Origin of the sequence: Mesorhizobium sp. ES1-3 (assembly GCF_020164795.1) — a bacterium.
In the GTDB taxonomy this organism is placed as follows: Bacteria; Pseudomonadota; Alphaproteobacteria; order Rhizobiales; family Rhizobiaceae; genus Mesorhizobium.
In genome coordinates this window covers 112,377-130,909 of sequence record NZ_JAIUGW010000005.1, presented here as the reverse complement: position 1 = coordinate 130,909, position 18,533 = coordinate 112,377, and the positions used below count along the sequence as shown (strand labels likewise).

The 18,533-nt window shown below is 64.0% G+C and carries 23 protein-coding genes and 1 pseudogene; 5 read left to right on the top strand and 19 right to left on the bottom strand.

What is annotated here, in order from left to right:
• Positions 1–105 precede the first annotated feature (105 nt).
• Positions 106–264, top strand: coding sequence for a DUF3309 family protein (locus tag LB536_RS09930; protein WP_140810757.1), 159 nt, complete (start codon positions 106–108; stop codon positions 262–264).
• Positions 265–338: 74 nt separating this feature from the next.
• Here the strand turns inward: LB536_RS09930 and LB536_RS09925 are convergent, their stop codons facing one another.
• Entirely contained in the window at positions 339–1,298 is a 960-nt protein-coding gene (locus tag LB536_RS09925; protein ID WP_224591460.1) for an SDR family oxidoreductase, read from the bottom strand.
• 114 nt (positions 1,299–1,412) lie between these two features.
• Here LB536_RS09925 and LB536_RS09920 point away from each other — a divergent pair, with 114 nt between their 5' ends.
• Positions 1,413–2,327: a LysR family transcriptional regulator gene (locus LB536_RS09920; protein WP_140810759.1), complete on the top strand. Its 915-nt coding sequence runs from the start codon at positions 1,413–1,415 to the stop codon at positions 2,325–2,327.
• Here LB536_RS09920 and LB536_RS09915 read toward each other — a convergent pair.
• The 3 genes from LB536_RS09915 to LB536_RS09905 all read right to left on the bottom strand — a co-directional run bounded on the left by LB536_RS09915 (position 2,285) and on the right by LB536_RS09905 (position 4,682).
• The gene (locus LB536_RS09915; protein WP_224591457.1) at positions 2,285–3,466 is read right to left on the bottom strand and encodes an MFS transporter; all 1,182 of its coding nucleotides are present in this window, start codon (positions 3,464–3,466) and stop codon (positions 2,285–2,287) included. The genes LB536_RS09920 and LB536_RS09915 overlap by 43 nt on opposite strands.
• 98 nt (positions 3,467–3,564) lie before the next feature.
• Complete coding sequence (locus LB536_RS09910) at positions 3,565–3,873, bottom strand: DUF1244 domain-containing protein (protein WP_140754662.1); 309 nt, start codon at positions 3,871–3,873, stop codon at positions 3,565–3,567.
• 11 nt (positions 3,874–3,884) lie between these two features.
• Positions 3,885–4,682, bottom strand: coding sequence for an N-formylglutamate amidohydrolase (locus tag LB536_RS09905; protein WP_224591454.1), 798 nt, complete (start codon positions 4,680–4,682; stop codon positions 3,885–3,887).
• Between the two features lie 287 nt (positions 4,683–4,969).
• On the opposite strand from LB536_RS09905, the gene LB536_RS09900 reads away from it, so the two are divergent.
• Both LB536_RS09900 and pyk read left to right on the top strand, forming a co-directional pair.
• Positions 4,970–5,416, top strand: coding sequence for a DUF1036 domain-containing protein (locus tag LB536_RS09900; RefSeq protein ID WP_224591876.1), 447 nt, complete (start codon positions 4,970–4,972; stop codon positions 5,414–5,416).
• Entirely contained in the window at positions 5,413–6,843 is a 1,431-nt protein-coding gene (gene pyk, locus LB536_RS09895; protein ID WP_140754659.1) for a pyruvate kinase, read from the top strand. The genes LB536_RS09900 and pyk overlap by 4 nt, the downstream gene beginning before the upstream one ends.
• Here pyk and LB536_RS09890 read toward each other — a convergent pair.
• From LB536_RS09890 to ykgO, 4 genes and pseudogenes are all read right to left on the bottom strand, one after another.
• A pseudogene (locus tag LB536_RS09890) lies at positions 6,816–7,315 on the bottom strand (hypothetical protein). The gene pyk and the pseudogene LB536_RS09890 overlap by 28 nt on opposite strands.
• Before the next feature lie 52 nt (positions 7,316–7,367).
• Positions 7,368–8,435 carry an alpha/beta fold hydrolase gene (locus tag LB536_RS09885; protein ID WP_224591451.1) on the bottom strand — a complete coding sequence of 356 codons (1,068 nt, stop codon included), beginning with the start codon at positions 8,433–8,435 and terminating at the stop codon, positions 7,368–7,370.
• An 89-nt stretch (positions 8,436–8,524) separates the two neighbouring features.
• Positions 8,525–9,172, bottom strand: a complete 648-nt coding sequence (locus tag LB536_RS09880) for a tetratricopeptide repeat protein (RefSeq protein ID WP_140754657.1) — start codon at positions 9,170–9,172, stop codon at positions 8,525–8,527.
• 108 nt (positions 9,173–9,280) lie between these two features.
• Positions 9,281–9,406, bottom strand: coding sequence for a type B 50S ribosomal protein L36 (ykgO, locus tag LB536_RS09875; protein WP_006203764.1), 126 nt, complete (start codon positions 9,404–9,406; stop codon positions 9,281–9,283).
• A gap of 242 nt (positions 9,407–9,648) precedes the next feature.
• Between ykgO and LB536_RS09870 the strand changes: the two genes are divergently transcribed.
• Positions 9,649–10,068 carry a lysozyme inhibitor LprI family protein gene (locus LB536_RS09870; RefSeq protein WP_224591448.1) on the top strand — a complete coding sequence of 140 codons (420 nt, stop codon included), beginning with the start codon at positions 9,649–9,651 and terminating at the stop codon, positions 10,066–10,068.
• Positions 10,069–10,139: 71 nt separating this feature from the next.
• Here LB536_RS09870 and LB536_RS09865 read toward each other — a convergent pair whose 3' ends face one another.
• From LB536_RS09865 to LB536_RS09815, 11 genes are all read right to left on the bottom strand, one after another.
• Entirely contained in the window at positions 10,140–11,216 is a 1,077-nt protein-coding gene (locus tag LB536_RS09865) for a 5-(carboxyamino)imidazole ribonucleotide synthase (protein WP_224591445.1), read from the bottom strand.
• Entirely contained in the window at positions 11,213–11,710 is a 498-nt protein-coding gene (purE, locus tag LB536_RS09860) for a 5-(carboxyamino)imidazole ribonucleotide mutase (protein ID WP_027141852.1), read from the bottom strand. The genes LB536_RS09865 and purE overlap by 4 nt, the downstream gene beginning before the upstream one ends.
• A 98-nt stretch (positions 11,711–11,808) precedes the next feature.
• A complete protein-coding gene (locus LB536_RS09855; RefSeq protein WP_224591443.1) occupies positions 11,809–12,711 on the bottom strand; it encodes an anti-sigma factor family protein in 903 nt (300 codons plus the stop codon).
• A complete protein-coding gene (locus tag LB536_RS09850; protein WP_224591441.1) occupies positions 12,708–13,247 on the bottom strand; it encodes a sigma-70 family RNA polymerase sigma factor in 540 nt (179 codons plus the stop codon). The genes LB536_RS09855 and LB536_RS09850 overlap by 4 nt, the downstream gene beginning before the upstream one ends.
• Positions 13,248–13,290: 43 nt before the next feature.
• Positions 13,291–13,512, bottom strand: a complete 222-nt coding sequence (locus LB536_RS09845; RefSeq protein ID WP_224591439.1) for a hypothetical protein — start codon at positions 13,510–13,512, stop codon at positions 13,291–13,293.
• A 138-nt stretch (positions 13,513–13,650) separates the two neighbouring features.
• The gene (locus tag LB536_RS09840) at positions 13,651–14,856 is read right to left on the bottom strand and encodes an aminotransferase class V-fold PLP-dependent enzyme (protein WP_224591437.1); all 1,206 of its coding nucleotides are present in this window, start codon (positions 14,854–14,856) and stop codon (positions 13,651–13,653) included.
• Positions 14,857–14,882: 26 nt separating this feature from the next.
• Complete coding sequence (locus LB536_RS09835; protein ID WP_140809721.1) at positions 14,883–15,344, bottom strand: RidA family protein; 462 nt, start codon at positions 15,342–15,344, stop codon at positions 14,883–14,885.
• A gap of 38 nt (positions 15,345–15,382) precedes the next feature.
• Positions 15,383–16,177, bottom strand: coding sequence for an amino acid ABC transporter ATP-binding protein (locus LB536_RS09830; protein WP_224591435.1), 795 nt, complete (start codon positions 16,175–16,177; stop codon positions 15,383–15,385).
• A 4-nt stretch (positions 16,178–16,181) separates the two neighbouring features.
• Positions 16,182–16,832, bottom strand: coding sequence for an amino acid ABC transporter permease (locus LB536_RS09825; protein ID WP_224591433.1), 651 nt, complete (start codon positions 16,830–16,832; stop codon positions 16,182–16,184).
• Position 16,833: 1 nt separating this feature from the next.
• Complete coding sequence (locus tag LB536_RS09820) at positions 16,834–17,499, bottom strand: amino acid ABC transporter permease (protein WP_224591431.1); 666 nt, start codon at positions 17,497–17,499, stop codon at positions 16,834–16,836.
• A gap of 77 nt (positions 17,500–17,576) precedes the next feature.
• On the bottom strand, positions 17,577–18,449 hold the full coding sequence (locus tag LB536_RS09815) for a transporter substrate-binding domain-containing protein (RefSeq protein WP_140809713.1): 873 nt from the start codon (positions 18,447–18,449) through the stop codon (positions 17,577–17,579).
• Positions 18,450–18,533 lie beyond the last annotated feature (84 nt).

Genomic DNA, 18,533 nt, shown 5'->3' with positions numbered 1-18,533 from the left:
TAACTGCCAAAGGCCGCCCGGAACAACCGGGCGGCCTTTGGCATTTTCCCTCAGGGCCGATGTCCCAGCATTGTCTCGCAAGCAACGCAGAGCGGGGAATTTGTCATGCCGATCAGCACCATCGTCATCATCGTCCTGATCCTTGTCCTCATCGGAGCGGTGCCGGCATGGCCGCACTCGCGATCCTGGGGTTATGGACCTTCGGGCATTGTCGGTGTGGTGCTGGTGGTGATTCTGGTGCTGGTGTTGATGGGGAGGCTTTGAGCTGCCGCCTCAATTCGTAAAGGACGAAAGGCCTTCAGCTTCGGGTAAGTTGTAAGTGCCGTCGGCGTTGGAAATCAGGCAGCTTCCGCGGCGCCATTCACGGTGGCGATGCCGATATCCTGGAGCGCATCGGCGACCGCCCGGTCGAGCGGCGTATGCGGGATTTCTCCAATGATGCCTTCCAGCCGCGTCGAAGCCAGCCGGTGCGGCTCGAAGCGCAGGTATGACATCGAGACGATCTCGCGCCACATTGCCACGAACGGGCTGCCGGCGCGCAGCACCCACCAGGGCATGGAAGTCATTTTGAGCTGATGGCCGACGGCCTTCTCGGCGGCGGTCTTGATATCGAGATCGGTGACGGCATGGCCCGGGAAGTTCAGCGCCTCATAGACGCCGAGCTTGTCGAGATTGCGCGCCAGCGCGACGAAACCGACTGCGAAGTCCGGCAGATAGGCCCATTCATGCACAAGATCGGCCGGACCAGGCGCGGTGTAGATGCCCTTGTTGATCTTGGCGGCGACGACCAAGTCGAACCACGAGCCGCTGCCGGTGCCGCCGAAGAAATCGCCGGCGCGCAGAAGAATGGTGCGCACCCGGCCGGCCTCGGCCTCACGGCGGAACAAATCCTCCATGGCGCAGCGAATGCGGCCTTTTTCCGTGGTTGGATGAAAGGGTGTGTCTTCCGTGATCACCGCCGGCATTGGCGAGCCGTAATTGTAGACGGTGCCGGGGAAGAGGTGCAGCGCGCCGTTGGTATGGCAGGCCGCCATGACGTTCTGCGCCATCGGCAGGCACTTGCCCCAGTCGGTGTAGATAGGATTCAGGCCGTTGAAGATGATGTCGACTCCTTGTGTGGCGCGGATGAGCGACTGGCGGTCCAGCGCGTCGCCTTCAACCGCCGTTGCGCCCTTAAGCTCTGCCGGCACCTTGCCGGTACGGGTGACGGCGCGGACGTCGAAGCCGGCGTCGATGAAGGCTCTGGCAACCACGCGGCCGAGCCGGCCATTGGCGCCGAGGATTGCGATCTTGGTCATTGGATAACTCCTGGTTGGTTGTTGCAGTCCGTATCGGTGTTTGCAGGGTGAATATGATTGCCTCATCTATGAATTGAAATTGACCAGGATTGCAGTTTTGATATTCATTATTGAATGGATGACATCGACTGGAACCTGATCAAGAGCTTCGTCACCGTGGCGGAAACCGGCAGCCTGTCGGCCGCGGCGCGAAAGCTGTCGGCAAGCCAGCCGACGCTTGGTCGTCACATCGGGGAGTTGGAGCAGGCGCTTGGCGTCACGCTGTTCCGACGCGGGCGAAGCGGCTATGCGCTGACGGAAGCCGGCGCCACGCTATTCGAACGGGGCAAGGTGGTGAGCGAACAGGCTAGTGCCTTTTCACGGCTCGCGCTGGGCTCGGTCGAGGCGATCGAAGGCACGGTGCGGATTGCCGCCAGCGAAGTGGTGGCGGCCTATGTGCTGCCAGACATGATGGCAAGGCTCGGCATCGAGGAACCCGGCATCGAGGTCGAGATCGTTGCCTCGAACCAGGTCGAGAACCTGCTGCGTCGCGACGCCGACATCGCCATCCGCATGGTCAAGCCGGCGCAGAACGAACTGGTGGCACGCAAGGTCGGCGATATCGCGCTCCGTGCCTGCGCTGCCGTATCCTATCTCGACAGATGCGGCCGTCCGCTAGGGCCAGCCGATCTCGTCGATCACGCCCTGATAGGCTTCGATCGCAGCGACGAGATAATCCGAGGCTTTTCCCAGTATGGTATTCCGGTCACCCGAAGCAGTTTCCGCTTCAGGGCCGATAATCAGATCGTGCTCTGGGAAGCGGTGCGGGCGGGAAACGGCATTGGTCTTGGCCAGGAGCCGCTGGCAGACCGCGATCCGCTCGTGGAAAAGGTGTTGCCCGGCCTGCCATTACCTGCCCTGCCGGTCTGGCTCGCCATGCATCGCGACGTGCGCGGCAGCGTGCGCATCCGCCGCGTGGCCGACTTTCTCCATGAGGAGTTGAGGCGCTATTCGGCAGGTGCGGCGTCGGGGGCGAATTCGGCGCGGTGAGCCAACCCGGCCATCAAAAGAACGACGATCAGCAGGCCCGCCATGGCGATGAAGATCGGGCCGAAGCTGAAATGTTCGGCAACGAAGCCGATCGCCGACGGCGCCACCAGAATGCCGGAATAACCCATGGTGGTGACCACGCTCATGCCGGTGCCCGACGACATGCCTTCCTGGTTGCCGCCGGCCGAAAATATGATCGGCACCATGTTGGCGATGCCGAAGCCGCAAAGCGCAAAGGCCGCGATAACGAGCCAGGGCGAGGGTGACAGGCCGGCGATCAGCATGCCGGCGGCGGCGAATACAGCCGATCCGCGCAGCGTCGTCACCGCGCCGAAGCGGTTGCGGACGCCATCGCCGAAAAAGCGCATGATCGCCATCACGCCGGAGAAGGCGGCGTAGGCAAGGCCGGCGACAGCGAGGTCGGCGCCGAGTTCCTGCCGCAGATACAGCGCCGCCCAGTCGAGTACCGCGCCCTCGGAAATCATCGTCAGCAGGGCCATCAGGCCGATCAGGTAGACCAATGGGTTTGCCGGCAAAGTGAATTTGTGGTGCTCGGCCGCCTGCGGCCTGTTTTCGGCCACGATATGGGGGACCGCCGCCGCGATCGCCGCAAAGGCAAGCGCGGTCACCACCGCGGCATGGGCGAAATGGCCATAAGTCTGGATGGCAAAGCCGCCAAGGGCGCCGCCGGCGAAACCGCCGAGGCTCCAGAAGCCGTGCGAGGACGACATGATGGCGCGCCCCAGCCGCCGTTCCACCACCACCGCATTGGCATTCATGGCGACATCCATGCCGCCGATCGAGCCGCCGAAGATGAACATGGCAACGGCCGCCAGCGGCACGTTGGGCGCCAGCGCCACGACCAGCAGGCCGAGGCTGCCGCAGAGACCGAACCAGCGCAGCACGGTGCGCGAGCCATGTCTGGAGATCAGGTGGCCGCACCATGTCATGGCGGTGACCGCGCCGGCGCCAAACAAAAGGATCAGCAGGCCGAGCGTGAATTTCGAGATGTCCAGCCTGGTCAGGAACACCGGAATCTGCGGCGCCCAACTGCCGGTCAGAAAACCGTTGGCGAGGAAAATGGCGGCCACCGCCCATCGCCCGCGGATGGCAGTCTGCATGGCGTTCGACGCGTTCATAGGGCGAATCCGGTCAGAAAATGGCTTTGCGCGGCAAATTAGATCGATTCAATTTTCAGTCAAGCGCTCTTGTGGGAAAGCATTTGGGCCAAACGGACTCAGTGATCCCTAGGACGCCTGGCTTCGAATTCGGCCTTCTTGGCGTCCGAAGCCTCTGTCTGGTTGAGCGCCTGCCACTGCGCATAGGGCATGCCGTAGACGATCTCGCGCGACTGGTCCTTCGAGAGATCGACGCCCTCGGCATTGGCAGCCTCGCGATACCAATTCGACAGGCAGTTGCGGCAGAAACCGGCGAGGTTCATCAGATCGATGTTCTGCACGTCGCTACGTTCGCGCAAATGGGTCACCAGCCGGCGAAAGGCGGCCGCCTCGAAGTCGCGCTTCTGTTCGTCGCCGAGTTTGGTCATCGGAACCTCCGTCATAGCGGCCCGGTGCGCGAGCCAAACATCTTTACCGCATGTATATCGGGACGGCGGTCGATGCCGTCAACGATCGGGGCCAGCCGCTCGGCCCAGGCGAGAATGCCCTGCTGGTCCGCTATCAGGTCCTGGCGGATTTCGATCAGCGCATGGGCGTAGCCATTGACGATGGCGTGCCTGAACATGGTGTCGCCGCGCAGCGCGCCGTCATACGGTTCGTTGTCGCCGACGATGAGGTCTTTGTCCTCAGCCAGCATGTCGATCAGCTGTCGCGCCGCCCGGTCGTCTTTGTCCCAGAGGATGCCGACATGCCAGGGCCGCTGCCTGCCTTGCATGGCCGGCGTGAAGGAGTGCACCGAGAAGATGAAGGGCGCCTTGCCGGTGGCTTGCACGACCGACGCAATCATGGCGCCGACCGCATCGTGATAAGGACGGTAGAACCGATCAAGCCGCCTTTCGCGTTCTTCCGGCGCCAAGGGATAATTTCCTGGAATGATGGTGCCGTCATAGAGCTGGCGAATGAGGGTTGGATCGTCCTCGCCCCGGTTGGGATCGATCAGCAGCCGCGAGAAATTGGCGAGCACCGCCGGTACGTCCAGCAGGGCCGCCAGTTCGCGCGTCACCGCTTCGACGCCGATGTCATAAGCGATATGGCGGCCGAATTCGGCCGATGGCAGCCCCAGGCTGCCATACTCCTCGGGCAGGTCGCGGCGGGCATGATCGGCCAGAAGCACGATGCCCCGCTTGCGGTCGCCCTCGACAATATCGAATGGCGCGAAAACTGTGGATCGGGTCATTGGCGGGAAATGGGCTGTTCGCTGGCTTCCGGGGAGGGTGCTATCGTCATTCCACGAAGACGACGCGTGCGCAATGCCGTTGTTTGGCCAAGGTTTCCGCTGAAATCTGGCAAGGGGCGACGGATGGCGCGCCGAGAGCCTTCCTAAATCGATTGGATTGGTTGAAACGGCGCGTTGACATGCGCCCGGACTTTTCCGAAAAGGGGCGCAGAGAGATGCTGATGTGGTTCTTGAGGGGTTTTGGAATGGGTTGCGCCGGCAGGCAGCGCATGCGCTCAGCCTTTGCCATGCCATTCCTGATCCTGACCGTTGGCGCGTCGGCAATGGTCATGGCCTCGCCGGCGCACGCCGATTTCCGCGTCTGCAACGCCACGCAGAACCTGGTCGGTGTCGGCATCGGCTATCGTGCCAAGGCCGGCTGGATCACCGAGGGCTGGTGGCACATCGATGGATCGAGCTGCAAGACGTTGATCGAAGGGCCGTTGTCATCAAGGTTTTACTATCTTTATGCAGAAGACGCCGAGCGCGGCGGACGCTGGGACGGCCCGATCAACATGTGCGTGGCTGAAAAAGAGTTCAAGATCGCCGGCGTAAGCGACTGCGTCGCCCGGGGCTTCCAGCGCGCCGGATTCCAGGAATATGACACGGGCGAGCAGGCAAGCTGGATGGTCCAGCTCACCGATGAGCCCGCAACGGGAGGCGCCCCAGCCGCCCCGGGAACGAATAGTCAATGAGACGTAGCCGTAAGGTCAAGATCCTCGCCACCATCGGTCCGGCCTCCTCGTCCGAGGAGATGCTGAAGAAGCTGTTCGAAGCGGGCGCCGATGTCTTCCGCATCAATATGAGCCATACCGATCATGAGCTGATGCGCACGCTGGTCGCACGCATCCGCGCCGTCGAGGAAAAAGTCGGCCGGCCGATCGGCATCCTGGCCGACCTGCAAGGCCCGAAGCTGCGCGTCGGCAAATTCGCCAACGGCAAGGAAGTGCTGACGCTGGGCCAGACCTTCACGCTCGACGACAATCCCGAGCCTGGCACCTCGACCAGGGTCTACCTGCCGCATCCGGAAATCCTGAGTTCGGTCGAGGCTGGCCATCGCCTCTTGATCGACGACGGCAAGCTCGAGCTGAAGGCGGTGAAGAGCGACGGCAAGTCGATCGTCTGTACCGTCATTGCCGGCACCACGATTTCCGACAAGAAGGGCGTCAGCCTGCCCGATACCGACCTGCCGGTCGGCGCGCTGACCGAGAAGGATCGCAAGGACCTCGACGCGGTGCTCGCCACGGGCGTCGACTGGGTCGCGCTGTCCTTCGTGCAGCGGCCGGAAGATCTGGCCGAAGCGCGCAAGATCGCGCGCGGCCGCGCGCTCATCATGGCCAAGATCGAAAAGCCGCAGGCTGTCGCCCGGCTGGCCGAGATCATCGAATTGTCCGACGCGCTGATGGTCGCCCGTGGCGATCTCGGCGTCGAGATGCCGTTGGAAGCCGTGCCCGGCATCCAGAAGCAGATAACGCGCGCCGCGCGCCGCGCCGGCAAGCCCGTGGTGGTCGCTACGCAGATGCTGGAATCGATGATCACCGCCCCGGTGCCGACCCGCGCCGAGGTCTCCGACGTTTCGATCGCCGTCTTCGAGGGGGCCGACGCCATCATGCTGTCGGCGGAATCGGCGGCGGGCGCCTATCCCGTCGAGGCGGTTGCCATGATGAACCGCATCGCCACCAAAGTCGAAACAGATCCGACTTATGCCGGCATCATCAACGCACAGCGTTCGGAGCCGGAAGCGACCGGTGCGGATGCCATTTCGCTGGCCGCCCGCGAAATCGCCGAAACGCTGAAACTGTCGGCGATCGTCACCTACACGGCATCAGGCACCACCGGCCTGCGCGCCGCGCGTGAGCGCCCACAGGTGCCGATCATCGCGCTGTCACCGATCGTCGACACGGCGCGGCGGCTGTCGCTTTTGTGGGGCACGCATTGCGTGGTGTCGCCGGACGCCACGGATCTCGACGACATGGTCAACCGCGCCTGCCGCATTGCGCTGGAAGAAGACTTCGGCAAGCCGGGCGACCGCGTCATCATCACCGCCGGCGTGCCGCTGCGGACCCCGGGATCGACCAACATGCTGCGCATCGCCTATGTCGGATCGGAAACCGGCCGGTAGTCGGCCGCCAGCCTCATTGCGATCCTGAGCGCTCTTGCCGCGGCTTCCGGGTGGTTTCTTCGCTGGAGAAACCGGTGCGCGCGGGGAATAGGGTCGTACAGATACTGATCCGGGCCCAGTATCTTTCGACGGTTGAGTTCGGTCGTATCGAGCAGATCGAAATCGACCTTCGCGATCGTGCAACGCCATCCGGCGTTCCGCGAGGCCCAGCCTCTTTCATGATGTTCGAGCAACGCTCTCGGGCGCAATAGCCGTGGTAGTCGAAAGCGATCATGCCGTTCGTCACATAGATATGGTTTCCCGAAAAGTTCTCAGCGGGGATGATCCGCTCGCCGTAAAATCCCTCAAGAGGCGGATGCTCGAGGAAGGTGCCGGCGAGAATGGCGCACGCGCCGTGACCGAAGAAGATGCGATCCGGCAGCGCCCATCGCTTTTCCGGATTTCTCTTTATGCCGTGTTTCAGGACGTACATGCCGCTCAGGTCCTGATGGGGTCTTGCGATGACCGTTTTCGGATGGCAGGCATCAGGTCGGCGCGAGCTCCGCTTCAGGTTCCTTGATGTCGGCGCATTTGCCCACGCCATAGGCGTCGTCGGCAATCCGGGCTTCCACCTTCCTGGCGATTGCTTCCAGGTCGATATCCTTGCCGGCGACTTTCCCGATGGCGCCGACAACGAGGTCGGGGGCGATCCAGTCGGGTTTGTGACCGAGATTATGCACCCAGACGAGCTCGGCGCCTGAGATGTCGCGCACCAGGCCAACGGAATGGATATGCGCATAGACGACCTTGTCGCGGTCGCCCGAAATGACGACGGTCGGCGCCGTGATCTCGTTGTAGTGCGGCGCGGCACCAAGCGCATAGCGATAGAGCCCGGCCACGTCGGTGGCATTGGCGCGAAAGGCCGATGGCCGCAGCACCAGCGGGATCGAGGCTGAGGCGAGATAATCGTCCGGCACCTTGTTGGGCGAGAAGACGCAGGTCGTGGCATCAGCCATCCGCAACGTTCCCGCAGGATAGCTCAGGGTCTCGGAGAACAGCCGGCCGATCACCGGAATGGTGGTCAGGTCGTAGTACCAGGACGTCGCGCCGCCCGGCCAGGGATGGGTTGCCGGTGCCAGGAAGACGAGGCCGAGCGTCCTGTCCGCATGCTCGCGGCCGAAAGCCGCCGTCACCACGCCACCGAAGGAATGGCCGACAATGATGGCCTTCTTGATGCCGAGACGGTCCATGAGCGCGGCGATGGTGTTGGCCTGAGCCGACGGATCCTCACCGTTGCCGGGACGGCGTCCCGACCAGCCGGCTCCCGGCCGGTCGAGGAACAGCATTTCGGCCCGCCCTTCGAGCCGTGGCCTCAGCGGCAGCATCTGATCTTTAAGATTGGCGCTGGCGCCATGGATGAAGACGATCGGAGGCAGATCCGCATTGGTTGGAGCGGGGATGTGGACATAGTGGATGCGGGCGCCGTCGATGTCGGCGAATTCGCCGATCGGCGGAACGCGGCGCTCGATCAGCCATGAGCCGACGCGGGTCACGCCGACAAGGGCAAGGGCAAGCGCCATCAGGAAGGCCAGCGCGGCATAGATCAGGTTCATGCGGGGTATACGGGTGAGTAGGGGAGTAGGGGAGTAGGGGAGTAGGGGAGTAGGGGAGTAGGGGGCCTATTCCCCTACCGCCTAGTCTATCAAATGCCTTCGCCGGCAAGCTCTTCCGACAGGGTGGCGACCTGGTTCTGGGCGCTTCGCATCATCGGATAAATGGCCAGCACTCTCTGCCAGGCCTCGAGCGCCGATTGCTTGTGGCCGGTCTCCGCCATGATCTGGGCCAGCCCCGACAGCGCACCGAAATGGCGTGGCTCGAGCTGCAGTGCGCGGTCGATGTCGGCCATCGACTTGCCGTAGTTCTTCATCATGAAATGTACGGTGGCGCGGCGGTTCCAGCCTTCGGCGTAGTTTGGCTGCAAGGTCACCACCTGGTCCAGGAAATCGAGCGCGACGTCGAACTTCTGATCGCTCATCGCTTTTTGCGACCACTGCATCATCAGGTCGATCGAGGCGCTGCCAGACTGGGACCATTCGTTCCAGATGTTGCCGGCAATGCGCTCGGCGGCCTTTTCGTTGCGCTCGCGCTTCAGATCGGAGAACAGCTTGTCGAGCCGGGCCTGTTTCGTCATCGGCGGGGCCGGAGCGTCCGGAGCCACGGGCTGGGCACCGGAGGGCGCCGACTGACCATCCGCGGCTGCCACCGCGATCGGCCGATCACCGGCCTGCGTCGGCAGGGAGATGACACCGGAAACAAGGAAAGTCGTCAAAAATACAAAAGGAATCCGCATTGCCCGAGTTTACTCCCGGGCGGCGGAACATCAAAGTGATTTAGCGTGGGAAGGTCGGCTGGCCGACAAACATCAATGGGCGGAGGCAAAAAGCCTCCGGCCGAGAACTCAACCCTGGCGCGCCTTGTAGCGCGGGGCGGTCTTGTTGATGATGTAGATGCGGCCCTTGCGGCGAACCAGCTGGTTGTCGCGGTGACGCGCCTTCAGCGCCTTGAGCGAATTCTTGATCTTCATGGTCTTGCCTGTCGGTGTGAACCCGGTTCCGGGTCGAAATTTTAAGGCGCGCCAGAAGACGCGCCTTTTGAACGGTGGGTGGCTCATAAACGAGGAGCCTTGCCCATGTCAACCGTAAGTCAACCGCAAGCGTGCTCCGCGTCCCGATATCATCAAATATCCGCCATGTCGGCCCCGTGGCATTGCGCGGCCATCAGCCGGCTGGGATGATATCGTTCATTTCAAGTGATTTGGGGATGACCATGCGCCGAATTCTCCTGTCCGCCTGCCTTATCGTCCTGGCGGCAAGCGCGGCCGCCCGGGCGCAGGAATGCGACCGCTCCGACGACAGCCAGCAAATGATGAACATCTGTGCCGGAGAGGACTATCAGGCCGCTGACGCCAGGCTCAACAAGGCCTATCAGGACCTGATCGGCTCCGATGATGCCGACGGCAAGAGATTGCTTCAGGCGGCACAACGCGCCTGGATCGCGTTCCGGGACGCCGAGTGCACGCATTCCACCGCCGCCAGCCAGGGTGGCTCCATCCATGCCATGGAGGTCTCGCAATGCCTGACCAGGCTGACCAATGCTCGCATCAAGCAGCTTGCCGCCTCCGCCCATTGCGAGGAAGGCGACGCGGGCTGCGCCAGCCCCGGCGAGGACAGCGACGAGGTGCAATAGGGGCGTTTGATTAGAGCGGTTGTTACGCAATTCCGGACGGAAAACCGTTACACACTTTTCCGGGAATTGCTCTACCCGCGGCGGCTGATGCGGGTGAAATGGCCCATCTTGCGGCCGGGCCGGGCCTCGGCTTTGCCGTAGAGATGCAGCATAAGATCAGGCTCGGCGAGCAGGGCTGGAACGCGCAGCACGTCGTCGCCGATCAGGTTCTCCATCACGCAATCGGAATGGCGATCGGGGCTGCCGAGCGGCAGTCCGGCGAAGGCGCGGATATGTTGCTCGAACTGCGAAACGATGCAGGCGGCTTCGGTCCAATGGCCGGAATTGTGGACACGAGGCGCGATCTCGTTGGCCAGCAGCGAACCGTCGGCCAGCACGAAGAACTCGACGCCGATCACGCCGACATAGTCGAGCGCGGATAATATCTTCGATGCCGCAACTCGTGCCGCTACCGCCGTTTCGGGTTTGATGCCGGCCGGCAAGGTCGATGTGTGCAGAATACCGTCGCGGTGCACATTTTCGGCCGGATCATAGGCGACGACAGTGCCGTCCAGGCCCCGCGCGGCGATGACGGAAATCTCGCGCTCGAACGGCACGAAGGCCTCCAGGATCAGCGGCACATTGCCCATCGCCTCGCAGGTGCCGGCGAAACCGCCGGCTTCCATGTTGCGGAAGACGCGCTGGCCCTTGCCGTCATAGCCCATGCGCCGCGTCTTCAGGATGCCGCTGCCGTCGAACGCCTTCAGCGCCGCCGTCAGTTCCTCGTCGGTGTCGACCTGATGGAACGCGGCGGTGGCGATGCCGATGCCGTTGAGGAATGTCTTTTCGCTCACCCGGTCCTGCGCCACGTCAAGCGCACGCACCGGCGGATAGACCGGCACCCTGGCGGCAAGCGCGGTTGCAGCGGCCACCGGAACGTTCTCGAACTCGTAGGTGACGACGGCGCTCGCCGCCGCCAGTTCGGCAAGCGCGGCCGGGTCGTCATAGGCGGCGGTGATCTGCCGGTTGGCGACCTGGGCGGCTGGGCAATACGGCTGTGGCTCCAGCACGATGGTGCGGTAGCCGAGGCGGGCGGCGGCCATCGCCAGCATGCGACCCAACTGGCCGCCGCCGATGATGCCGATCGTCGATCCGGCGGGCAGGCTCACGGCGTATCCGTCGGTTCGGCCGCGACCTTGGCGGTTTGCGAGGCGCGCCACGCGTCGAGGCGCTGGGCGAGCTTGTCGTCGTTCAGCGCCAGCACGGCGGCGGCAAGGAGAGCCGCATTGGCAGCACCGGCCTTGCCGATGGCGAGCGTTCCGACAGGAATGCCGGCCGGCATCTGGACGATGGAGAGCAGAGAATCCTGGCCGGACAGCGCTTTCGATTCCACCGGCACGCCGAACACCGGCAGCGGCGTCATTGCCGCCGTCATGCCGGGCAGGTGCGCCGCACCCCCGGCGCCGGCGATGATCACCTTGTAGCCGGCCGCCTTGGCGCCCTTGGCGAATTCATAGAGTCGGTCGGGCGTGCGGTGCGCCGAAATGATCAGCCGTTTGTGGGGGACACCAAGCGCCTCCAGCGTCTCCGCTGCCTGGCGCATCGTCGCCCAGTCGGATTGGCTGCCCATGATGATGGCGACGTCGGCGCGTTGATCGTTCAAGCTTCTGCTCCCCGGCGACAAAGGCGCGCCTTAGCGGAATTCGCGCGGGGCCGCAAGGATTTCAGGCCACCGGCGAGATGCCGATGGCCGCATCCGGCTCACACCGCCGCCTTGCGGAAGCGGGCGACGAAGTCGTCGAGCTCGGGCCGCTCCATGTCGGAGATCGCCCAATAGGAGAAAGCGCCGTCGCTCCAGTGCACCATCGAGAAGCCGCCCGAGGAAAGATTGTCCGGCTGCGTGGTCTTGCCGCCCTGTTGCGGTTCGGCGACGAGAGTGATCAGGTGCTCACGGTGGCGATAGACCAGTGCTGGCACTGGCCGGCCTGATATCACCTCGACCCGGCCGCCGATGAGGGCAAAGCCGTCCTGGGCAAGGTCGGGCGCAGGCGGCGACACGCCGATCCTCGCGTCGAGCCACGGCTTGACCGTATGGCGGTCGGACGAGACGATGTCGAGGGGACTCGCGGCAAGCAGGCTGCGGCGATGGCCGCTGGCGACAGCGGCGGCAAAGCCGTCATCCACGCCACTCTGCATCACCCATTGCGTCGCTCCACTGGCCAGCACCGCGCTGATCATGATCGACGCCGCCATGGCGCGCCAGTCGAACGAGCCGAAGCGGCGTGCCCTTGGCGATGTGCGCGCCTGCGAAGGACGCGTCCCCGCCTCCCGTCTCTGGCCTGCGCCGGCAATCAATCCCGGGAGCTTCGACGGCGTGCTACGCTGCGCCTGCGCCGCATCGGGCTCCTGCTGGTCGGTGCCCGCGAAACCAATCGCCGCGATGCGGGCCAGAAAGGCATCGCTGACATCGGGGCGTGGCAAGCGGCTGACCGCGCCTCGCAAGGCAACGATACGGGCATGCTCGGCGGCAAGCCGGGGATCGGCCGCGATACGACGCTCCACGGCAAGGGCCGCCGCCGCATCGAGCTCGCCATCGACAAGGGCGTGGATCATCAGTCTGATACCTTCGGGATCATTGGGCAGTCCGTCGTCATGGCCGGTCATGGCGCTCTCCACAGTTCAGATGCCAGCAGGCTACGGGCACGGGCCAGCCTGGACATCACGGTGCCCATCGGCACGTCGAGCATGGCGGCTATCTCACGATAGCTGAGACCGTTGATGTCGCGCAGCACCAGCGTTTCGCGAAACGGCTGCGGCAGGGCAGCGATCGCCGCCTCGAGTGCCGCCGTATCGGCCCTGGCGATCAGGCTCGCTTCCGGGCCGTCCTCGTCGGGCAGGCTGGTGCCATGGGCGGCGGCCATGTCGTCGAGATCGCCCAGATCGCCGACGGCCATCATGCCGCGCGGCCGGTTGCGCGCCATCCAGGTGTAGGAGGTGTTGCGCACGATGGCCAGCAGCCAGGCACGGGCATTGCCGCCGGCATAGCCCGATATGCCGGCATGCGCCTTGATGCAGGCGTCCTGCACGACGTCCTCGGCATCGGCGGCATTGCCGGTCAGCCAGCGGGCAAGCGCCAATGCGTCGCCGAGATGCGGCAGCACCACCTCGTTGAAGCGCTCCGCCAGGGCCCTCTCGCTCAAAGCAACACCATGATCCCCTCCGGGATGGACAGGCTGTGCCGCCTCAGGATGCGACAGCGATTTTGCCTGGCTTGCAGCAGCAAAGCTCCCGGAAAAGGGCAAAGTCGCCTGCCTTGCTGAAAGTGAATTCATCTGCGTCACCAGTGTCAAGCGCCATGAAAAGGAGGGGCGCCACGAAGGAGTGACCGATGACGATCATGCTCGCCAGCGCATGACGGCGGCTGACGCCGCAGCCAGGTTCGCTGTGCTCGCGATGATGGGGCATGCCGATCTCCTCAACGCCAGCTTTGGCGTATGTCGAGGAGACTTGTCGCGGAGACGATTTATTCCCGCGTGGGCAATCCGGCTGTTCACGGTCGCGTGATCAGTCGGTGCTTTTCGGCACTGTTGGTCGGTTTGGCGATCAATCCGGCCAGCGCAAAACGCCCGACGAATCCTTGCGCGCAATTTTCATCGCGTCGGCCGGGCGCTCCTTCGCGGTCAGCACGGCGCGCAGCCGTTCGGCGACGATTTCCGCCTCGCCGGGGTGAAGATTACAGGGGTCGAGGAAGAAATGGCCGCGCTCGACCTCGTGGTTGCGCACGATGATCGGCGGCGAGCCGGCGGCAAGCGCCGAGGCGAGCCCGGCCGCGGTGAAGCGGCTCTCCGGCGAGACGAAGATCTGCAGCCGGTCGAGTGGATTGGCTGTCGGGTCCGGAATAATGTTCGCTGAAATGCCTGACAGTCCCCGCAGCGCATCCTTCCACAGATTGAGTGCCGCCTCCTCACGCTGGCGGATGCCGGTATGGTCGCGCTTCTCCCAGGCTTCCAGCGCCGCCATGGTGCCGGCGATACTTTCCTTGCCCACCTTCATGGCGCGGGCGACGCCGCGGTTCTGCAGATAGGCCGATCGCACCAAATCCTTGCGGCCGGTGACGATGCCGCTGGTCGGTCCGCTCAGGAATTTGTGGCCGCTGTAGATGACGACATCGGCGCCGCGCGCGAGGAAGCCGCGCAGATCATATTCGGACGCGGCGTCGACGATCACCGGCACGCCCTTGGCGTGGCAGATCTCGCAGAATTCCTCCAGCGACAGCATGCCGTACTGCACGGTGTGGTGGGCGACGACATAGAGGCCCGCCGCCGTGCGCTCGTTGATCGCTTCGCGCACGTGATAGTCCTGCGTGACGCTGACCGTGCCGGCGGGCACCACTTTGGCGCCGGCGACGCGGACCGACTGGTCGATCGGCGCGCCATAGTTGACGATGTGGCCAAGCTGGATGACGACCTCGCACTTGAGGTCGCCGGTGTCGTCGGGCAGACGCTCGATGGCAAGCAGGCTGGTTCCCGTCATCGCACCGGCGATCGCCATGGTGATGCCGCTGGCGCAGCAGGCGGTGATGAAGCCGGCCTCGCCGCCGGTGAGGCGCGCGACGACCGTGCTCGCGGCACGCTGCAGGTCGTCCATCTCCACCCATTGCGAGGCCATTTCGGCCATGGCGCTGATGGCTTCCGGGACGATGATCGAGGCGCCGAGCGCGGTCATGGTGCCGGAGACGTTGATGATCGGCCTCAAGCCCAGCCGTTCGCGGATGGTGGTGTTTGAGCCGGTGTCGGAATAGGTTTTCATGTGAGCTAATCCCGTGGGGTGGCAGGTCAGGCGGCGATCTCGACGACCGCTTCGATTTCAACGGTGATGTTTCCAGGCAGCGAGCCGACGCCGATCGCCGAACGGGCATGGCCGCCGATCTTGTCGAAGACATCGGCGAACAGGTCCGAACAACCATTGACCACCTTTGGATGGTCGCTGAAGGTCGGCGTCGCATTGACGAAGCCGAGCAGCTTGACGACGCGCACGATGCGGCCGAGATCGCCGGCGGCGGCATGCATGACGGCAAGCAGATTGAGCCCGGTCAGGCGGGCATGCTGATAGGCCTGCTCGACCGTCACATCCTCCCCCACCTTGCCGGTGCAGAGCGTACCGTCGGCGCGCAATGGCCCTTGGCCGGAGAGGAAGATCAGCCGGCCGCTTTCGGCGTGCGTGACGAAGTTGGCGATGGGCGTCGGCGGCTCGGGCAGTGTCAGGCCGAGTTCGGCGAGCCTGGTATAAGGCGTCATGGATGAAGGCTCCTTGGGACGGCGTCGGCCGTCCAACGTCAGAAATGCGAGGCGCGGAAGCGCGCCAGGAAAGTGCGGAGGCGTTCGTTGGTGGTCTCCGCCGCGAGGATCTCCTTCGGCGGTCCGACTGCGCTGACGCCGCCATCGGCCATGAAGACGATGCGGCTTGAAGCGTCGCGGGCGAAGGCCATTTCGTGCGTCACCATCAGCATCGTCATGCCGTCCTCGGCGAGGCTGCGCACCACTGCCAGCACTTCGCCGACCAGTTCGGGATCGAGGGCGGAGGTGATTTCGTCGAGCAGCAGGATCTTCGGTTCCATGGCCACGGCGCGGGCGATGCCGACGCGCTGCTGCTGGCCGCCGGACATTTCGGCCGGCAGGCTGTCGGCCTTGTGGGCGAGGCCGACGCGGCCGAGCCAGTGCTCGGCGATCGATCGCGCCTCGGCCTCGCTCTTTCCCCGCACCTTGGTCAAGCCCAGCATGATGTTGCCGGCGGCCGTCAGGTGGGGGAACAGGTTGAAGCTCTGGAACACCATGCCGGTCTCGGCGCGCATGGCGGCAAGATCGCGCTCGCTGCGGCGCTGGCGCGTCCCGGCCTCGCGATAGCCGACCTCCTTGCCGTCGATGCGGATCGAGCCGCTGTCGTAGCTTTCGAGGAAGTTGACGCAGCGCAGCAGCGTGGTCTTGCCGCTGCCGGAAGGGCCGATGACGGTCACCACCTCGCCGCGCTTCACCTGAAGGCTGACGGAGCGCAACACCTCGACTGCGCCGAAGGCTTTCGAGACATCGCACACGTCGAGCAGCGCGGGACTGGCGTTCGAGGTTTCGGACATCGTGCTATTCCCGGATGAAGGAGAAACGCCGCTCGAGCCGCCGGCTGGCGAGCGAGAGTGCGTAGTTGACTGCGAAATAGATGAGCGCGCCCAGTATATAGAGCGGCATCGCTTCATAGGTGCGGCCGATGACCTGGTTGATGGCCTGCATCAAATCGGTGATGCCGAGCAGCGACACCAGCGCGCTGCCCTTGACCGCGTCGGTGACGCCATTGATCCAAGGCGGCAGGAAGCGCCTGAAGGCCTGCGGAAAGATGACGTAGGTGAGCCGTTGGCGAAAGGTCAGCCCGATCGCCATCGCGGCTTCGGACTGTCCCTTCGGGATCGAGCCGACCGCGCCCCTGAGATACTCGATGACCTGCGCCGTCTTGAACAGAGTGAGCGCGGCAACCGCGGCCCAGAAGGACGGCAGATGCAGCCCGATCGCGGGCAGGCCGTAATAGACGAAGAACATCAGCACCAGGATCGGAATGCCGCGAATGGTGTCCGAGAAGATGCGCACCGCCCAGCGGAGCGGCATTGGTCCATAAACCAGGCCGACACCCAGCAGCACGCCGGCGATGAGCGACAGGACCACGACCAGCAGCGAGACCCACAAGGTCACGGCGAAGCCTGCGGCAAGGAAGGGCAGTGCATAGAGGATCTGGCTCAGCATGTCAGCGCGCCGCCCTGAACCGGCGCTCGACGAGCCGCAGCCCGAAAAGCATGATGTAGCCCGTCACCAGATACATCGCGGTGGTGACGAGGTAGACCTCGACGATGCGGAAAGTGTTGAAGTTGATCCACTGGGCGCCGAAGGTGAGTTCGGGCACCGAGATGACCGAGGCGATCGAGGTGTCCTTGAACAGCGAGATGAACGTATTGGATAGCGCCGGCAGCGTGATGCGCAGCATGGTCGGCAGGCGCACATGCAGCAGCCTTTGCCAGGGCGTGAGGCCGATCGCCTTGCCGGCGTCGAGCTGGCCGCGCGGGACAGCCTCGAGCCCGGAGCGAAACACCTCGACCAGATAGGCGCCGCTATAGACCGACAGGGTCAATACAAACGAGGTTGGTGCGCTGTAGGACAGGTCGACCACGGTCGGCAGGCCGTAGAAGACGAGATAGACCAGCAGGATCAGGGGCACGTTGCGGATGAACTCGACATAAGCCGCGATCACCGCCCGCACCACGCGTCCGGCCGAGACATACCAGACCGCGAGCACCAGCCCGATGACGACACCGATGGCGATCGAGATCACGGCGAGCTCGAGGCTGAGCAGCAGGCCGCCCCACAGCTTGTCGAAATGCCGCCAGATCAGGTTGAAATTGAGCGTATAGCCCATGCGCCTCTCTCGGTGCCGAGCGATTCAAGGATAGGCTGCGGGGGAAGAACGCTCAAGACGCTCTTCCCCCGGCTGGGTCAGATGACCGGGAAGCCGGGATGGCGTGCCGGCGGTTCCTGGCCGAAATAGTCCTTGAATGCGGCGTCGTAGAGCGCCGTCTCATGGCCGAACATGGCGATGGTGAAGGTCTGGTCGACATAGGTCAGCCAGTCGAGATCGCCTTGCCTGACGGCCGCGCCGTAAAGCATCGAGTACCAGCTCTTGCCGGCATCGAAATACTTGTCAGGGTTGCGCGAGGCGAGCCAGCGCACTGTGGAGAGGTCGACCGCGGCGGCGTCGACGCGCTTGGATTCCAGCGCCTGCAAGACGTTGGCCTGGGTGTCGATCTGCATCACCTGCGCCTGCGGCAAGGCGAAATGCACCGAGCTTTCGGCGTCGACATTCTGCAGGATCGAGATACGCGTGGCGGCGCCGTTCGCCAAGAGCTTGTCGAAGGTCTTGTTTTCGGAGCCGGGCAGGGTCAGCAGCGCGACGCCCTCGACGTAATACGGCCGCGAGAAGTGGATCAACTGCGAGCGCTGCGCCGTCATGGTCATGAACTGGATGGTGATGTCGACCTTGTTGGTCGTCACGTTCGGGATGCGCTGGGCCGGGTCCTGCATGACGAACTCGACCTTGGTCGGATCGTCGAAAAGGCCCTTGGCCAGGATGCGGCCCATGGTGATGTCCATGCCGACCAGTTCGCCGGCATCGTTCTCGAAGTGCCAGGGGGCGTTGGTGCTGCCGGTGCCGACAATAAGCTTGCCGCGGTCAAGCACCGTGCGCAGCAGGCTGTCGGATGCGGCTTGCGCTGCTGCCTTCTGGGCATCGACGGTTGCCAGAACGCCTGCGGTGGCCAGTCCCGCCATTCCCAATTTCAGAAAATCACGTCTTCCGGATGTGTCGTTCACGGCGACCTCCTTTCGTGTTGTGTTCCCCTTTGCACAGGCCATACACGCGACAGTGATCGTCAAGGATTGTCTCTTACAAGAGAC

Bases quoted from the DNA above. Each gene is read 5' to 3' on its own strand.
- LB536_RS09930 (WP_140810757.1), top strand. From the start codon at position 106: ATGCCGATCAGCACCATCGTCATCATCGTCCTGATCCTTGTCCTCATC.
- LB536_RS09925 (WP_224591460.1), bottom strand. From the start codon at position 1,298: ATGACCAAGATCGCAATCCTCGGCGCCAATGGCCGGCTCGGCCGCGTG.
- LB536_RS09920 (WP_140810759.1), top strand. From the start codon at position 1,413: ATGGATGACATCGACTGGAACCTGATCAAGAGCTTCGTCACCGTGGCG.
- LB536_RS09915 (WP_224591457.1), bottom strand. From the start codon at position 3,466: ATGAACGCGTCGAACGCCATGCAGACTGCCATCCGCGGGCGATGGGCG.
- LB536_RS09910 (WP_140754662.1), bottom strand. From the start codon at position 3,873: ATGACCAAACTCGGCGACGAACAGAAGCGCGACTTCGAGGCGGCCGCC.
- LB536_RS09905 (WP_224591454.1), bottom strand. From the start codon at position 4,682: ATGACCCGATCCACAGTTTTCGCGCCATTCGATATTGTCGAGGGCGAC.
- LB536_RS09900 (WP_224591876.1), top strand. From the start codon at position 4,970: ATGCCATTCCTGATCCTGACCGTTGGCGCGTCGGCAATGGTCATGGCC.
- pyk (WP_140754659.1), top strand. From the start codon at position 5,413: ATGAGACGTAGCCGTAAGGTCAAGATCCTCGCCACCATCGGTCCGGCC.
- LB536_RS09885 (WP_224591451.1), bottom strand. From the start codon at position 8,435: ATGAACCTGATCTATGCCGCGCTGGCCTTCCTGATGGCGCTTGCCCTT.
- LB536_RS09880 (WP_140754657.1), bottom strand. From the start codon at position 9,172: ATGCGGATTCCTTTTGTATTTTTGACGACTTTCCTTGTTTCCGGTGTC.
- ykgO (WP_006203764.1), bottom strand. From the start codon at position 9,406: ATGAAGATCAAGAATTCGCTCAAGGCGCTGAAGGCGCGTCACCGCGAC.
- LB536_RS09870 (WP_224591448.1), top strand. From the start codon at position 9,649: ATGCGCCGAATTCTCCTGTCCGCCTGCCTTATCGTCCTGGCGGCAAGC.
- LB536_RS09855 (WP_224591443.1), bottom strand. From the start codon at position 12,711: ATGACCGGCCATGACGACGGACTGCCCAATGATCCCGAAGGTATCAGA.
- LB536_RS09845 (WP_224591439.1), bottom strand. From the start codon at position 13,512: ATGCCCCATCATCGCGAGCACAGCGAACCTGGCTGCGGCGTCAGCCGC.
- LB536_RS09840 (WP_224591437.1), bottom strand. From the start codon at position 14,856: ATGAAAACCTATTCCGACACCGGCTCAAACACCACCATCCGCGAACGG.
- LB536_RS09835 (WP_140809721.1), bottom strand. From the start codon at position 15,344: ATGACGCCTTATACCAGGCTCGCCGAACTCGGCCTGACACTGCCCGAG.
- LB536_RS09830 (WP_224591435.1), bottom strand. From the start codon at position 16,177: ATGTCCGAAACCTCGAACGCCAGTCCCGCGCTGCTCGACGTGTGCGAT.
- LB536_RS09825 (WP_224591433.1), bottom strand. From the start codon at position 16,832: ATGCTGAGCCAGATCCTCTATGCACTGCCCTTCCTTGCCGCAGGCTTC.
- LB536_RS09820 (WP_224591431.1), bottom strand. From the start codon at position 17,499: ATGGGCTATACGCTCAATTTCAACCTGATCTGGCGGCATTTCGACAAG.